Raw genomic sequence first — 16,610 nt, 5'->3', positions numbered from 1 at the left:
TAATTAAAAGAAACGCGGTGTTAGCATTCTATTATATTTTTTGAAAAGTTCGAATCGTAGCATCACTTCATAACTTCCATCATTAAATTGTGATTGTCCTAACTCTGTTGTTTCTCGATCATAAGCAAATCCGATCATCATAGAGTCTGATATCTGGAAGCCTACCATACCACTCACCGCTGCACTCCAACGATATGCTGCTCCTAAAGTTAAGCGGTTATATAACAAAAAGTTTGCAGAAACGTCTACTTGTAATGGTGCTCCAAACACTAGTTTGCTTAAAACGGCAGGTTTAAATTTTATATCATCGGTCAAATCAAAAACATGACCCGCTATTAAATAATAGTTGATACGTTCTTCTGCCAAAAAACTCACTGCAGTACTAGTACTACTTGTTGTACTTTCATCAAAATGATTTGTTTCTAATAGATTAGGAGCACTTAATCCCACATAAAAACGATTTGTATGATAATAGACTCCAACGCCAACATTAGGGCTAAACTTATTATCAATATTGTTTTCAAACAAAGCATCATTACTATTAAACTGAGATAGTTTTTGAAAATCTACATTTAACAAATGACCGCCTGCTTTTAATCCAAAACTTAGTTTTCCTTCATCTGAAGTAGGAATAGAATAGGAAAAATCAATATCAAAATATGTTTCATCGGTAGGGCCTATCTCATCATTAACAATAGATAGACCTAAACCAAGGCGTTCATTACCTCCTATCGGAGTATTAACGGTAAGAGTTTGAGTACGAGGCGCGCCATCTAAGCCAACCCATTGACTACGATGCAATCCCATAATACTTAATACTCCACGACTACCAGCATAGGCAGGATTAACACTTATCGTATTGTACATATATTGGGTATATTGAGCATCTTGTTGTGCGCAAATAGAAGTTGTAGCAAAACCTAAAACTACAAGCATAAACATTATTGACGATGTATTCATAAGTATTTAATTCGATTTAGGGAATAACAAATATATGATATTCCAGATACATTTATCTATTTATATACAAGTAACCAGCTTTGGACATGTTGATTCCACTAGCGTTTTCATATTCTAAAACATAAAAATAAGTCCCTACTGGTAATTCTTTATTCTTACCCATTGTAGCTCTTCCTTCACTAATTCCTTCAAAGAATTTAGCTCCAGATTGTTCATATCCGTTCTCTTCAAATATCTTAACTCCCCAACGATTGAATATTTGTAATGTATTATTCGGAAAATTATCTAATCCTACGATCCTAAACTGATCATTAATACCATCTCCATTCGGAGAAATCCCGGTATATACAACGATTTCATCATCAACATCAGCAATTATCACAAATCCATTATTTTCTTCTACCGTTATTCCGGTTCCTATTACATTTACTGTTGTTGGATCGGTTCCTTCGGTTTGTAAGCTTCCTAACGGAAGCGTTGTATTATCGATATCTACTACGGTTGCTCCTACAGGAACATTTGCGGTGAAGTCTCCGTTTACATCGGTAGTTACAGTTTGTTCTACCCCATTAACATCAATAATATTAACATCTACTCCTTCTAAGTCTGGTTCACCAATATCTTGTGTGCTATTATCGTTTAAGTCACTATACAAATGCCCTGTTATAGTACCATTTGGTGCAGGTACTACTGTAATTGTAATAATTGCATCATCACAAACTAATGGTGTCGCGATGCTACATAGCGTATAGGTTATGATATAATCACCTGGTGGGGTATTGGATACAACTGTAACCTCGCCTGTACTTGGATCGAAGCTAACACCATCTCCCGGATTGGGATCTGCGACTGTGGTTACCATAACATCAACTCCCAGTGCAACTCCATTTCCATTTAAAATATCATTATCGTTAACAACATTGATAGAATTACCACCTGTATCACTATTAATAGTCACTGTATCATCATTTGCTATTATATTATCTGCCACTACAACTGTTACTATAGCATCATCACAAACCAATACGCCACTCTCATCATTACATACTTGATAAATAATTGTAACAGAACTTCCTGCTTCTCCTACTATTGGGGTATATGTCATCTCTCCTGTAGATGCATCAAACGCAACTGTACCACCGGCAGAACCACCTATCTGAGTAATACTGGTTGTACCTAAATTATTGGGATCATTATTATTCAAATAATCATCATTCGCCAAAATATCAATACTTACGCTTCCTCCAACCATTGCAGCTACATTATCATCAACAGCTGTTGCTACCAAAGGATTAGGGTCACTTATATTTGGATTACCATCGCCATCGGTATCGGGATCGGTAACTTCTAAAACCAAATCATCTACAAAATTCCATGTGTTTTGGCAAGTTCCTTTTGCTACAAATTCGAATGAAAACGAACCACTTGTTGGAGCAATAAATGTTACGACAGGTCTTTCCCAAACATTTTCTACACTTGATATCGGAACAGTAGCTACAACTGTACCATCTAACTTAATCTCTGTTTGAGGTGCACAAGGCGGTAAACCCGGCCGGCTTTCTATAAGATAATCAAACGAAAATGAATATTGCACCCCTCCTACCAAAGTTACATTTTGTTTTATCCCTTCTTGAGTAGCACCAAACATCCTAAACCCAAAATAACACCCCCCACCAGGAGAAGCTGGCCTTGGAGCATTAATAATATACCAGGTTCTTTGAGTCTCTGTAGATCTATCGGGAGTATATATTTTACCCCAACCATCAGGTGCTACATCAAACGCCCCGTTGTCCATTGTACAATCAACTCCTGCAACATCTAACCCTGGATTTGTTAACAAATTTTGAGAATAACCGTTACCAAAAGAAAATAAGATTGTAAAAAATACAATTCTAATAAGTGAAGTAAACTTTCTTTGCAGAAATAGAGTAAAAATTAACATAAGCAATATACTAACTAATTAACATTGTGTGAATTATTTTTCAAAATATAGCGTAATATCAAAGCGTAATAATTTTGATTAATTAATTGATTAATGCAGCTGGACACTTTTAATCCAATATTCAAAAAATCTAAGAGGGGAAGAATTTGTATACTTCATAGGATGGTATACATAATTTTTTAAAAAAAAGTAATACTCTATTTTTTTCATTTTGACGATGTATTTGTGTTTAAAGCAAAAACTACGGGGGTAATTAGTTTCTACAAATCCTTTAATTAAAAAAACCTCACATATAGTAAGGTAAAACCGTATTTAGAAATCAACACAAATATGACAATAGATTTACGTTTTTCTTTATTTTTTTGCCAAAAAATAGTTTTTTTCGATAAAAAACGTAAAAAATCGATTAAGACAGGTATAAAAATCTATACAGAGCAAATTTCCTACGCATATACCATCAAGGTTTTATTTAGAATATTTGCCTGCTAAAAATGAATCTATTTTAATATAGAACAATATCCTTTTTACTTAATGATATCAATAAGTATTATTGTTCATTTTAGTACTATATTTGCATCCTCATTTAGATATAAGGGCAGATAATAAATATATCACCAACTATAGGATAGTTAAAAGAATAAGCTGCAAAGGCCTGTTTTACTATGAAATTTGGTGCGATTGCGAGTGTATCTAAATATTTAGAATAATAAACAAAATCAAATGAAATTTATAGACGAAATTGAGAGAAGAAGAACCTTTGGAATCATCTCTCACCCTGATGCAGGTAAGACTACATTGACCGAAAAATTATTACTTTTTGGAGGTGCTATTCAAGAAGCAGGGGCCGTAAAATCAAACAAAGTTAAAAAAGGAGCTACTAGTGATTTTATGGAAATTGAACGTCAAAGAGGTATATCTGTCGCTACCTCTGTATTAGCTTTTGAGTACAAAGATATTAAGATTAATATTCTGGATACTCCCGGGCATAAAGATTTTGCTGAAGATACATTTAGGACCTTAACTGCTGTAGATAGTGTAATTGTCGTGATTGATGTTGCAAAAGGTGTTGAGGAACAGACTGAAAAATTAGTTTCTGTTTGTAGAATGAGAAATATCCCTATGATTGTTTTTATTAACAAACTGGATCGTGAAGGAAAAGATGCTTTTGAGCTTCTGGATGAAATAGAACAAAAACTTGGTCTTACCGTTATCCCACTAAGTTTTCCTATTGGAATGGGATATGATTTTAAAGGAATTTATAATATTTGGGAGAAAAACATCAATCTTTTTAGTGGTGATAACAGAAAAAATATTGAAGAGACCATCGAAATATCTGATTTATCGTCTCAGAGTCTTAATGACATAATTGGTGATACTGCTGCAGACACATTACGTGAAGAATTAGAGCTGGTAGAAGGGATATACCCAAAATTTGAAAAAGAACAGTATCAAAATGGTGATTTACAACCTGTATTTTTTGGATCAGCATTAAACAACTTTGGCGTTAGAGAATTATTAGATTGTTTTGTTACTATTGCTCCTCCGCCAAAACCAAAAGAAAGTGATGTACGATTGGTGCATCCTGAAGAAAAAGATTTTACCGGATTTGTATTTAAAATTCATGCCAATATGGATCCCAAACACAGAGACAGACTGGCTTTTATCAAAATTGTATCAGGGACTTTCGAAAGAAACGTTCCGTATTTGCATACAAGACATAATAAAAAACTTAAATTTTCTAGCCCTAATGCTTTTTTTGCTGAAAAAAAGGAGATTGTAGATATATCATATCCTGGTGATATTGTTGGATTACATGATACCGGGAATTTTAAAATTGGGGATACTCTCACCAAAGGAGAAATTTTGCATTATAAAGGAGTACCTAGTTTTTCTCCAGAACATTTTAGGTATATCAACAATGCAGATCCTATGAAATCTAAGCAATTAGCAAAGGGAATAGATCAATTAATGGATGAAGGAGTTGCGCAGCTTTTTACATTAGAATTGAACGGAAGAAAAGTGATAGGAACCGTTGGCGCTTTACAATATGAAGTAATTCAATATAGATTAGAACATGAATATGGCGCAAAATGTACGTATGAAAATCTAAATGTTTTTAAGGCCTGTTGGGTAGAAGCTAAAGATCAGGACAATGATGAGTTTAAAGACTTTAAACGTGTAAAAAGTAAATTTCTGGCAAAAGATAAGCAGGGGCAACTTGTATTTTTGGCTGATTCTTCTTTCAGCTTACAAATGACACAGCAAAAATATCCATCGATCGAGTTTCACTTTACTTCAGAATTTTAATTATCTCTATAAACTATATCTGAAATTTTATTAAAAATTAAGTGTATCTAAATATAAATTAGTGTGATTGTAATTTACACTATTTTGTCATGACCAATAATGAGCATCCACCTAATAGCTTTACAGTTATGTCTTTATTGGCTTTATACATTATTTTTTTGGGTAAATACGTAATTTTTGAACTTATTGTTTTTCTAGGGAAATCCAAAAAACTTGTCGTGTAAAAGAAATCAACAATCTCATATCCACAATCTTTCAATGTAGCTATTGCTGTTTCTTTTGTGAAATGATGTAGATGTCCCACAGATTTTCGTAAAGACATAAGATCATTTTTCAATAGTCGGTTAACTGATATATCTAATGGGATATGAAATATCGTATTTTTTGCTTTATGCTTACATAGTTTTAAGAACCCAAGGTAATCATCAACATGTTCAAAAACATCTATCATTAGTAATAAATCGAATTTTGAATCTATCTTTAGAAAATCTTCAGATTTAAATTCTAATCTAGATTTTTCTCTTTGCCGGGCAATATTAATAGCATCATTCGAAATATCATATCCTGTAAAATACACATCATCGGGCATCGTCTTATGCAATTGATTTAATATCTCACCTGCACCACAACCAACTTCTACAATAGATTTTGGATGTATTGGATTACGATCTAACATTTTAATGATCTGTTTAGCTTTCCAAGGCGAGTCTTCGGCGTGCCAGGTAGGATTTTTTTTTAAATACTCACTATTTTCTTCGGTGTAAATTTTTTCAGCCATTGTATTTTTCAGTTTTTCACATAAAAGAACAAGTATTCTATTCTAAATGCATTAAGTTGTTTTTTGTTTTGTAATTCAAAATAATGATTACAAAATTTTATTATTTACTCAACTTATTTTCTCGAGAAGACACGAGCTTCTTTTTAGGGGAAATTTTGATTAATTAAGATTGTATGACATGATGTATTTACAATATGAATATAGCAAAAACTCAATTCTTATCCAATAAAGAAACTTGTTTTATACTAAGATCCTTATCGATATACTTACTAATTTAAACATATATAAAGTAGCCTCGAATACGACAATTTGATCGATTAAAACTATAGTTCTTCTAATACCTATAGAGTTTAGGTTATCTACTAACCATAAGGTTTAGTATTCTTTTAAAGAACCCTGCTTTTCGTCTTTCTCCATAGCCATATCCATAACCATATCCATATCCAATTTTTCTAAAGTCTACATCATTAAACAAAACTGCTATAGAAGCAAATCGTTTTTCTTGATTTAGTGTTTTAGGAATATCCAAAAGTCTTTTATCTGAAAACTTTTGTCTTACTACATAGACACACAAATCGGCATAAGAACTTAATAATAAAGTATCTGCTACAACAGTAATAGGAGGTGTATCTATAAGAATATAATCGTATTCTTTTTTTAAATACCCAAATAATTCTTCAATTCGTTCATGTTTTAATAATTCTGCAGGGTTTGGAGGTTTAGGCCCAGAGGTAAAAACGTCTAAGTTCTTAAAGCCTTTCATATTAGACATTATATCCTCAATCTGTATAGATTCGTCTCTAATAAAGTTGGTAATTCCTTTTTTACCATCAACATCCATTCGCTCTTTTAACTCTGCAGATCTTAAATCCATTTCTAACAAAGCAACCTTATTTCCAGAACGACCAAGAGTTATCCCTAGATTACTAGCGGCAAACGACTTTCCTTCTCCTTTAATACTAGAAGTAATTAAAATGGTTTTTCCTTTTTCTTTAGAATGCGCCAAGAGAAAGTCTAGATTGGTTTCTAATAGTCTAAATGCTTCTGCCAATATTGATCGATCTGCTTTATGTGTTACCAGCTTTTTATCTTCTGGAGATGAAGGAATACTACCTAGTAGCGGCAATTTTAATTTCTTTTTTAGTTCTTTAATATCATTGACCTTAGTATTCATTAAATCTTTAAAGAAAACAATAACGATAGGTACAATTAGTGCCGCAAGAAAGCCTGTTAGAAATACAATATTCTTTTTTGGTCTTATGGGACTACGAGAAATATATGCTTTTTCGATAACTTTTACATTTGAAACGGTTGCAGCAAGAGAGATTGCTGTTTCTTCTCTTTTTTCTAATAAATACAAGAACAAAGTTTCTTTGATTTGTTGTTGTCGCTGTATATCTCTAAGTTTTCGTTCTTTTTCTGGTAATGATGAAATTTGAGCATTTACTATAGCATCACTGCTTTTAAGGTTATCTATTTTAAGTTGAAGCGTCTTTTTTAGATTGATGAGACTTTGTTGTATGCTTTTTCTTAAATCAAAAAGCTTATCATTTAAGCTTATTAATAGTGGGTTTTCTACTCCAGAACTCTTAAGTATTCTATTTCGTTGCAATGCTATATCATTGTATCGAGAAATCAAGGTAACTGCCTTACGGTCTTCAAACCCAAGATTTACAGGAAGAAGATCATTTTTAGAATTTTCTAAATAATCCATTAAATAATCTGTTAATCCAATTTGTATTGTTGCAGTTAACTGTTCTTTTTCATTAACAAAAGACTTTTCTAGCATTATAGAAGCTTCTGAAGATAAATTTGTTAAATTATTTTTGGTTTTAAAGAATTCGACGTTTTTTTCTAAGTCACCTAATTCCTGATTAATAATATGAATTCTCTCTTTTATAAAATCGGCAGTATTAGCAGAGATTTGATTTTTATCTTTTATAACATCTTTGTTATATTCTTCAATAAGACTATTTAAAATTTCTTTAGCTCTATCTTGAGCTATTGTAGTTAGTGTTAATGTAACTACACTTGTATTTTGGTCTGTAAGACCTATTTTTATCGTCGACTTATATCTTTCTACCATATCCAGAAGCGGAGTACTATTTACATAAATATTAGTACCTATATACTCATGAAGAATTTTAAAATCTGGTTCAACCAAAATATCTCCAAAGGGAGAACCTATACATTTCCCGTATTCTCCTTTTAGAATGAAATTTTCGTTGGTATCTTTTATAGCAAACTGCGCATTAGGTAGGATTGTGATGATAAAATTTAATCCCTGATCATAATAAGAATCTTCCAGGAACTTAACTTTAACAGGTGAGTTTTTAGTAAGTTCTACAAATCGTTTAGAGTATTTGGTTTTGCTAAAATACTGAACATTTAAGTGTAGTTTTCTAACAACATTTTCGAGTAAAGGCCGTGATTTAAGTATTTCTATCTCATTTTCTACTTCTCGTTTAGCGTTTTTAAAAATAGAGAGGTCTTCAAAAGCAGAAAGTTCGGACATTGCTCCATTATTCTCTGATTTAATTAATATAGTAGATGTAGCTCGATACATCTTAGGAGTATATCTTAAATAGAAAAAACCTATCACAAAACAAATTACAAGAGAAACAATAAACAACCTCCAATGGGCTATATACCTTTCTAGTAATTCTTTGATGAATAGATTTTCAGAATCATCATCGATTTCATAATTCATTTTATGAATTCTTTCGGTTTAAAGAGAATTAACTATTGTAAATTTAACTATTATATATGAACTATCACGAAAGAATTTCAAATTCTATGAGGTACTTGAAGCTGAATATTCTATAAGGCCAAAAAACTAAAACCAATAATTTTAAAAACTTCTTTTTCCTTTTACCACGATGTTTTTAATGATTTTAAATAAATAATTAATATCGGTTAAAATTGGGTTTCTCTCATATGCTGTTAAATATTTCATTTCAGACGCTATAATTTCTTCAAGTGTCTCGGGCATATCTGCATAAAATGGAGGGATGAGTCCTGGTTTAAATTTAATTCTTTTCTCCTGTAGTTCTCTGGTATATAAACTAAAGTAATGACTGCTAAGAGGCCGCCCTCCTATAAGTTTCATATCCCCCTTTAAAAAATTAAGAACCATAGGCAGTTCGTCTATCCAATATTTTCTAAGTAATTTACCTGCATTGGATATTCGAAAATCGTTTTTTAATTTCCCTCCTTTTTTCAGGTTGTTCTTTTGAAAAACATAATGTTGCAGATACTCAGAGTACGGATGCATAGTGCGCAACTTATATACATTAATTAGTTTTCCATTTTTGCCTACACGTTTCAAGCTAATTAAAGGCCCATATGTAGGGTTCATATCATACAGAGGAAGTTTTGTTTTTTTTGCTACAAAATATAATTTATTATCAATTACTTTTTCCTCTATTACATCAAAACCACAACTATATAATCTTCCTAACACTTCGGCCTTTGTTAATACTCTACCATAACCCTTTGTAATATTAAAATATATTTTTTTGGACCACTTTAGCTTAGGACTAACTCTATGAAAGATAAAATCTCCTAAATAATATAGGTAATTTAAAGGTTTAGGAAATTTTTTAAGTATTTTTTCTTTACGGGTTTCATAAGTTTCTATCGTATTAATAAATAACCCTCCTTCTGGTAATTTATAATTTACCATTTCAAGAAATTTATTAATTCGCCTGTAATGGTTAACTTCTTGTAGATTTACAATCGCCTGAAATGATTCTTTTTGATACGTCTCAATATTATTTTTATCCCTGGTATCACAAAGCAACACATCAAACAACCTAAATTCCTGCAGATGACTACTTATAAAATCACAAGCATCATTACCCAATTTCCTGGTAATCATTTTTTCGATTGCAACCTTACTTTTACCCCTTAACGCATAAGGTTTAGTGCCAGAAGAAATAGAATCAGTAAGGTCTTTATTCTTCTTATCTAAAATAGTATAAGCTTCAGCACTAATAGTTCTGATCATCATACTTCAACACTAAATTTAGAGAATGAAGATGAAGCAAAAAACAAACAACCGGATGAACTGAAAACAAGTGATTTTGTTTTCAGAAAACTATGTTTTAGTAGCATAGATATTTAGATTTGGTTAACAGTTTAAAGATACTACAAGAAGAGTAAAATCAGTAACGGGTTTACCGCAAAATAGTTATGCTAAACTCCTGTTTCATAGATTTTTACCTGTAAAAACCGAGAAAAAAAAGAAATTTTAACAGGAAAAAAAGTTAATCTTAACAAAAAAACTTACACTTTTTGTTAAAAACCAATTAAATATCGACAAAACAACAAAAATAAGAGGCAAAAGAATTTAAAGAAGTATTCTTGTTACTTGTTTTTGAGCTAAAACATAACAATTCTACATCGTTTAAAAATCTATTATAGCACAGTATTTTTAAAAGAAAATGATATAAAATCAGATGTTTTTTAGTACTCTACTGGATTTTAATTTTTGAATCATTTTTTTTGTATGAATCGATCGACCTTTTTGGTTTAGATGATAAACGCTATCGTAAAAATATGAGGTCGGATATACAAAATCGTCTATATTCATTATCATTTCTATATTTAAATTTTGTTTCATTTTTTCGTGCACCTTTTTAAGTGCATTCATGTTTTTTTCATACTCAGATATTTCATATGCTCCATAAGAAAAAACAACTTCTATTCCTTTTTCTTTAGCGAAAGAATAAAAGTCATTTAGTACTCTAATTTCTTCATCTTTATTATCTTTTATAATCGACTTACTCCCTAGTTTATCTTTTTGTATTAATCCCAAATGATTTACCCCATCTCCATATTTATTTAGGCCATTTCTAGTATAAACAGGATCATTTTTAGCTTTTTCGATGGTATTCGAAATTATTTTTTTAAACAGCATATGGTGATTATCAAGTTTCATTTTAACTTGAGTACTCCAGTTGTTTTCCTTTTGATGGTAATATTTGTATGCAAATGGATTATAGTACGAAGTCATCGTTTGTAATTCTCGATCTCCCTCTACAGTCATTAAATGTTCTATAGATAAAACGATGATATCTTTAGGCTTTGCAACATCTTTTAATTCATTTAAAATAAACGCCAATCCTAATTTAGCATGCAACCCTAAATTAATTACAGGAATATTAAATTCGTTTTCTATTTGTTGACTATCTATTCCGAATACTAGATTAGAGCCTCCAGCAAGTATCATTTTTTGTCTCTTTATATCTTTTATTCTTTGATGTTTATCTGTCATCGAAGCTAGGTATTCTGTTGTACTCTCATGGCTTTCTTCAAACAAAAATAAAGTGCAAGCTAATAGTACAATTAAACCAAAAAACAGATAACTTTTTATGATAAACTTTTTCATGTTAAAATTGAAAATAAATGAATTGTTGTACTTTTCCTGAGTAATAAAATATCATTCCGATTAGCATAAGATAACTTGCCCACCTAACAGGAACAGGGAACCTATAATCAATATTTTCTATTGCAAATTCGTTTTTACGACCTAACCACTCCAGCCCCATAAACATGACAATAAGCAACACTACTTTTTTAGGGAATATTTCTGGGTATTTAAACAATGACGAAGAAAAAATTTCATTTATATAACTAAAGGCATGCGTTACGCTTTCTGCTCTAAAAAAAATCCAGGCGAAAACAGTAAGTCCAAAAGTGATAAGGATGTTTATTAATTCACGAAACGAAGGGAGAACACTATTTGAAGCTACAACATTAAGATTTGAACGGTTCTTGTTCAATAAAAGAAGTGGAAGAAAATATATAGCATTTAATCCTCCCCAAATAATGAATGTCCAATTGGCACCATGCCAAAATCCGCTAACAAGAAAAATAATAAATGTGTTTCTTATTTTCACCCAACTTCCTCCTCTACTTCCTCCTAACGGGATGTACAGATAATCTCTAAACCAAGTAGATAACGAAATATGCCACCGTCTCCAAAACTCGGCAATATCTCTAGAAAAATAAGGATACGCAAAATTACGGTTAAGATTAAACCCAAATAACCGAGAAGTACCAATAGCAATATCTGAGTATCCAGAAAAATCTCCATAAATCTGAAATGTAAAAAATAAAGCTCCCATGACTAAGGTACTACCCGAAAACATTTCTGAATCGTTAAATATTGTATTTGCATATCCCGCGCAAGTATCGGCAATAACAACCTTTTTAAATAGCCCCCATAAAATCTGTCGTAAACCATCGGTAGCTTTATCGTAGTTAAAACTTCTCTTTTTATAAAATTGTGGTAAGAGATTAGTAGCTCTTTCTATTGGCCCTGCAACCAGCTGAGGAAAAAAAGCAACAAAAGCAGAAAATGCAATAAAAGATTTTGTAGGCTCTAATTTGTATTTATACACATCGATGGTATAGCTTAGAGTTTGAAAAGTATAAAAACTAATTCCGACTGGAAGAATAATGTGAAGTGAATTGCCTTTAATTTCGACTCCCAAAAAAGTAAAGGCTGTGACAAAGTTATCCAGGAAAAAATTATAATATTTAAAAAAACCTAAAAACCCAAGATTGACTAAAATACTTGTCCATAATAACAGTTTTCGTTTAGACGTTTCTTTGTATTTTTTTAAACCCAATCCAACAGAATAATCAACAATGCTACTAAAAAAAATTAAAGATAAAAACCTCCAGTCCCACCAGCCATAAAAGACATAACTTGCGATAACAATAAGAAAGTTCTGTATTCTTAAATTTTTATTGAATACAAACCAGTACAAGACAAATACGATAGGTATAAACAATGCAAAATCGATCGAATTAAAAATCATAGGTTATTTTTTACATAAAAATGCTTCTTAACTACGTTTTTTACATTTTGTAACACTAATTCCTTACTCCATTTTATGATATTATCATTCCATCGTTGAGGGTGAAATGTAAACATAACCTGGTTAGGAAATGCTGCATTTTTTAGTGCTTCAATAATTTCGGGAGTGCTATGAAAAGTCTTAGTAAATCTAGTATTTACTCTATCTCTTACACTGGTTTTATGTCCATCCCATTTTCTTCCGGTATCTGTTAAATAATATACTTTATCATAATCTATATCAAAATAAGGTTCTCCAACAATATCAAAATCCTGATACCGGTATGTTTTCCACAGGTCTTTAGAATCATATTTAGACAATGGTGAACCATGCATACAAATAGTAGATACGAGCGCAAGTTCTCTTAGTGCAAAAAGATTATTTCTAAAATCCTGAATTCCTGCCTCTAAATCACCTTTTGTAGTTGTTAAGCATTCATAGTGATATCCTATTTCATGACCGAGTTCTGCAATTTTAAGGATTATTTTTTCATTCCAGCTTTCTGGAACGGCTCTAAAATAATAAGTTCCCCTAATTCCTTTTGAAGCCTGAAGCTTTGCAAAAGCTAATGAATTCTTTGGTAATAAATCTACATCATGCCTTAGAACAATGCTTTTTTTTCCTGGTTTTGCTATGAATTCTGCAAAAGTTTGAAATTGATAGCCGTTGTTCATTAATGCTCGTAACAATTCTCTATATCGCTGTACGGTAAAATCTATCATTTATACTCAAGTTGTATTTTTGGATTGTCTATTATAGCTTTTTTGCTTTGAGGATAATTTTCTACAAACCATACCATAAAGGAGGTAACATCAATTTTATCTTTTAATAATTTCTCTAGTCTTTTTTTAAAAACTTCTTTCAAATCAGGGATTTCATCAAGTTCTTTAATTTTAGACAGTACACCTTCTCCATTTTTAAAACTAAACAGTAATCCATATTTTTCTTGTTCCTTAATGGTTCCCGCCATGATGCTATTTATATATAATGCTGGTGTACCAAGTACGGCAGATTCTGAGGCCATTGTTGCTCCTTCTCCAATAAACATACAAGCATATGCCAAAACATTATGCATTTCTTCTGGTGGTATCCTTATTTGATATTTTTTGAACTCATCTGGTAATTTTCCTTCAGAAGAGATAAAAACGGTATATTTCTTTTCTAAGTAATCTATTAGTTCTCGTTTTTCTTGTATAGATAATCCAGATTGATTTACGTCATGACTTGCATTCCAGGATACAAATCTGAGTATTATATATTTAGTATCAGGGTTAATTTTTAGAATATCATAAATACCTGGGTCTGCAACAAATCTATTAGGATGCAGGTAGGCTAATTCATGGTATCCATTATACCATATTTGTCTATCTCCCAAATCTTTATGAAATGCATTAGATGTTAAAACACTATTTGTAAAAGGTAAATATAAACGTACTTGTTCCATATTTCCTGTATCCTCCATCGATATATGTGGTTTTCCTAATATAGCCGATGCATGAGCCGCATAAGGAGAGCCATGACTCATCAAAATATCAGGACGAAACCTCAACCCATGAAGAATTTCCATAATATCGAACTTTACTAAGCCAAATATTTTTCCAATAGTGGTATTATATTTTTTGCCGAATGAAATAAAGCGAAGCCCAGCAGCTTTTAATAGCTCGATCTCAAATTCTTTTTCACGGCATGTAAAAAGAAATTCATGTCCTTTTTTTTGCATCTCTAATGCAAAATTTTTAAACAAATGAACATGACCTGGATGCCCAATATCGATAAGGATCTTCATATATCTAGTTTTTATTTTTTATCAGCTGTTTTTCAATATTTTAACTGCTTTTTTACCCAAGCTATACAAAAATGGATTAGCTACATAAATAAACCTGCCATGCTCTACTAAATCTCCTCCAAATTTTGATTTAAATTCTCTTACTCCATAATCTTCTTCGGGTTTTCCTGCTCCCATAAAATCAAATCTCCTAATGTTATTTTTGCATGCATATAGCATAGCCGACCACGTAGCGAGAATGCTGGGATATATATTCTTATATGTTCTATCCTTACCACATACATACCATTCATAAATTGCTTTATCTCTAAAAATTGGAAAAACAATGCCTCCAACAACTTCATCTTTATAAAAAACCAAAAGAAATTTTGCTACTCTCTGGCTCCACAAAGTGATAAAGAAATATAATTTTGGAAGTGGTGTTTTTACTTTTGTTTTATATAGATCATTAAGAATTTCATAGTATGCCTCTATCTCTGATTGATGTTTGGCTTCTCGTACTACCGCACCTTCTTTTAAACTTTTTTTAACTTGCCTTAGTTTACTACTGCTAATTCTTTGCTTTACTTTTTCTTCGGTATCGCATGCAACATGAAAATTTAAATGAGGATGATACTCAAAACCTATTGTATTAAGAGCATTTTTATATTGGTTATAATCATTAAGATTACGAGTTTCGATATAAATTACTTTATGTTTTAAATGTTTAATCACCGTTTTAAACAATTCTACAACATGATCTTCTTCTACTTCTTTAGAAAAAACGGGGCCTCCAAAAATGGTTGCTCTACGGGTAAAAGAGGATTTAATTCCATTTTCTTTTTGAACGATTCCAGAAACAAATGCAGTAATTTTTTTGTCATACTCTATGGCAAAAGCAAAAGTCTCATACCCAGCAGTGATAAAAAAGGAAAGTGCTTCTGGTGTTTGAAAAAAACTTGCAGAATCGTTTTCTAAAAGCACTTCTAATTCCTCTGGGTTTATCCCACTGGTACTTGTATGTATGGTGAGTGTTTTAGTCATTATAAAGTTTCTTTATAAATGGATATTAGTTTAGGAGCGATAACTTCAGAATCCAGGTGAGAAATATGAATTCTACCTTCTGTCTTTTTTGGATATTGTAATGCTTTATCAATTTTATTAGCTATATCGGTTTTATTAAAATCCGTAACAAAGCATCCTGGCGTATTTCTAATAGTCTCTTTTATATCTCCTACATTAACAGCTACAATTTTACAATTACAGGCCATAGCTTCTTTAATTACATTGGGAGATCCCTCCCAAAAACTGGTAAGAATAATTACATCTGCTGCATTAAAATAAGCAGGCATTTGTGTATTAGGAATATCGATAAGTGATTGCAATTCTATATCCTTATAATCAAGTAATTCAAAAGCGCTTTTTGCCAACTGATAATTTTTTACTTTTCTTTTGGGATTTGCGGCAAAAAGGATGTGTCGCTTATTAGGATCCCATTGTGTAATTTCGAAGGCTTCTTTTTTAGAAAACGGTCTGAATTTTTTAAAATCTACCCCATTAGGTAAAACATTTACCGTTTTAATACCAGATGACGTTTTCATATCCAGAGATTTTACGATAATCTTATTCCAGAAAAAGAAATTAAATATTCTGATCAGATATTTTAGCAAAAAAGAAGCTTTTACATCACTCCCCATTAGAGAGACTATTAATGGTTTTCCTCCTGCCAAAGCTGCAACTATGGCGCTAAGAGAGTAATGAGCATGAATAATGTCATAAGAATGGTGTTTCAGAAATTTTCTTAGTATAAAAATATGTTTTAGATATCCACTAAACCCTTTACCTTTGATTGTAAAGAAAGAAACATCATGCCCTAGCTTAATCAGAGAATTACCTTGATTAAAAACAATAGGAGATATTCCATTCTTTGTATTTCCGCTACTTACAAAAAGTACATCCATTTTCATTAAAAGGATTATTGTTTAATGA

12 protein-coding genes are annotated in these 16,610 nt (G+C 31.5%); 1 reads left to right on the top strand and 11 read right to left on the bottom strand.

Translation table 11 applies throughout. The features are described 5' to 3' along the window. Positions 1-3 precede the first annotated feature (3 nt). Positions 4-960 carry a type IX secretion system membrane protein PorP/SprF gene (locus DK441_RS17620; RefSeq protein WP_109851856.1) on the bottom strand — a complete coding sequence of 319 codons (957 nt, stop codon included), beginning with the start codon at positions 958-960 and terminating at the stop codon, positions 4-6. A gap of 52 nt (positions 961-1,012) precedes the next feature. Then, a complete protein-coding gene (locus DK441_RS17615) occupies positions 1,013-2,800 on the bottom strand; it encodes a gliding motility-associated C-terminal domain-containing protein (protein WP_160112151.1) in 1,788 nt (595 codons plus the stop codon). 822 nt (positions 2,801-3,622) lie between these two features. Between DK441_RS17615 and DK441_RS17610 the strand changes: the two genes are divergently transcribed. Continuing rightward, on the top strand, positions 3,623-5,209 hold the full coding sequence (locus tag DK441_RS17610; protein WP_109851854.1) for a peptide chain release factor 3: 1,587 nt from the start codon (positions 3,623-3,625) through the stop codon (positions 5,207-5,209). 79 nt (positions 5,210-5,288) lie between these two features. Here DK441_RS17610 and DK441_RS17605 read toward each other — a convergent pair whose 3' ends face one another. The 9 genes from DK441_RS17605 to DK441_RS17565 all read right to left on the bottom strand — a co-directional run bounded on the left by DK441_RS17605 (position 5,289) and on the right by DK441_RS17565 (position 16,588). Then, positions 5,289-5,987 carry a bifunctional 2-polyprenyl-6-hydroxyphenol methylase/3-demethylubiquinol 3-O-methyltransferase UbiG gene (locus DK441_RS17605; protein ID WP_109851853.1) on the bottom strand — a complete coding sequence of 233 codons (699 nt, stop codon included), beginning with the start codon at positions 5,985-5,987 and terminating at the stop codon, positions 5,289-5,291. Between the two features lie 355 nt (positions 5,988-6,342). Further along, entirely contained in the window at positions 6,343-8,697 is a 2,355-nt protein-coding gene (locus DK441_RS17600) for a tyrosine-protein kinase (protein ID WP_109851852.1), read from the bottom strand. Positions 8,698-8,838: 141 nt separating this feature from the next. Further along, a complete protein-coding gene (locus DK441_RS17595; RefSeq protein ID WP_109851851.1) occupies positions 8,839-9,999 on the bottom strand; it encodes a sugar transferase in 1,161 nt (386 codons plus the stop codon). A gap of 444 nt (positions 10,000-10,443) precedes the next feature. Beyond that, entirely contained in the window at positions 10,444-11,379 is a 936-nt protein-coding gene (locus DK441_RS17590; RefSeq protein WP_109851850.1) for a hypothetical protein, read from the bottom strand. A gap of 1 nt (position 11,380) precedes the next feature. Further along, entirely contained in the window at positions 11,381-12,817 is a 1,437-nt protein-coding gene (locus DK441_RS17585; protein ID WP_109851849.1) for an MBOAT family protein, read from the bottom strand. Beyond that, the gene (locus tag DK441_RS17580; protein ID WP_200822862.1) at positions 12,814-13,578 is read right to left on the bottom strand and encodes a hypothetical protein; all 765 of its coding nucleotides are present in this window, start codon (positions 13,576-13,578) and stop codon (positions 12,814-12,816) included. The genes DK441_RS17585 and DK441_RS17580 overlap by 4 nt, the downstream gene beginning before the upstream one ends. Beyond that, positions 13,575-14,642, bottom strand: coding sequence for a DUF354 domain-containing protein (locus tag DK441_RS17575; protein ID WP_109851848.1), 1,068 nt, complete (start codon positions 14,640-14,642; stop codon positions 13,575-13,577). The genes DK441_RS17580 and DK441_RS17575 overlap by 4 nt, the downstream gene beginning before the upstream one ends. Positions 14,643-14,663: 21 nt before the next feature. Next, complete coding sequence (locus DK441_RS17570; RefSeq protein ID WP_109851847.1) at positions 14,664-15,665, bottom strand: peptidoglycan bridge formation glycyltransferase FemA/FemB family protein; 1,002 nt, start codon at positions 15,663-15,665, stop codon at positions 14,664-14,666. Beyond that, positions 15,665-16,588, bottom strand: a complete 924-nt coding sequence (locus DK441_RS17565; RefSeq protein WP_109851846.1) for a glycosyltransferase family 4 protein — start codon at positions 16,586-16,588, stop codon at positions 15,665-15,667. Before DK441_RS17565 ends, DK441_RS17570 begins: the two co-directional genes overlap by 1 nt. Between the last annotated feature and the right edge of the window lie 22 nt (positions 16,589-16,610).

The organism is Aquimarina sp. AU58 (assembly GCF_900312745.1).
Lineage (GTDB): Bacteria > Bacteroidota > Bacteroidia > Flavobacteriales > Flavobacteriaceae > Aquimarina > Aquimarina spinulae.
Note: the sequence above shows the minus strand (reverse complement) of the source record. Positions and strands in the feature narration are given on the sequence as shown.

What these genes read in the sequence shown, in the direction of transcription:
- DK441_RS17620 (WP_109851856.1), bottom strand. Translation starts at nt 960, where the DNA reads ATGAATACATCGTCAATAATGTTTATGCTTGTAGTTTTAGGTTTTGCT.
- DK441_RS17610 (WP_109851854.1), top strand. Translation starts at nt 3,623, where the DNA reads ATGAAATTTATAGACGAAATTGAGAGAAGAAGAACCTTTGGAATCATC.
- DK441_RS17605 (WP_109851853.1), bottom strand. Translation starts at nt 5,987, where the DNA reads ATGGCTGAAAAAATTTACACCGAAGAAAATAGTGAGTATTTAAAAAAA.
- DK441_RS17600 (WP_109851852.1), bottom strand. Translation starts at nt 8,697, where the DNA reads ATGAATTATGAAATCGATGATGATTCTGAAAATCTATTCATCAAAGAA.
- DK441_RS17595 (WP_109851851.1), bottom strand. Translation starts at nt 9,999, where the DNA reads ATGATGATCAGAACTATTAGTGCTGAAGCTTATACTATTTTAGATAAG.
- DK441_RS17590 (WP_109851850.1), bottom strand. Translation starts at nt 11,379, where the DNA reads ATGAAAAAGTTTATCATAAAAAGTTATCTGTTTTTTGGTTTAATTGTA.
- DK441_RS17585 (WP_109851849.1), bottom strand. Translation starts at nt 12,817, where the DNA reads ATGATTTTTAATTCGATCGATTTTGCATTGTTTATACCTATCGTATTT.
- DK441_RS17580 (WP_200822862.1), bottom strand. Translation starts at nt 13,578, where the DNA reads ATGATAGATTTTACCGTACAGCGATATAGAGAATTGTTACGAGCATTA.
- DK441_RS17575 (WP_109851848.1), bottom strand. Translation starts at nt 14,642, where the DNA reads ATGAAGATCCTTATCGATATTGGGCATCCAGGTCATGTTCATTTGTTT.
- DK441_RS17570 (WP_109851847.1), bottom strand. Translation starts at nt 15,665, where the DNA reads ATGACTAAAACACTCACCATACATACAAGTACCAGTGGGATAAACCCA.
- DK441_RS17565 (WP_109851846.1), bottom strand. Translation starts at nt 16,588, where the DNA reads ATGAAAATGGATGTACTTTTTGTAAGTAGCGGAAATACAAAGAATGGA.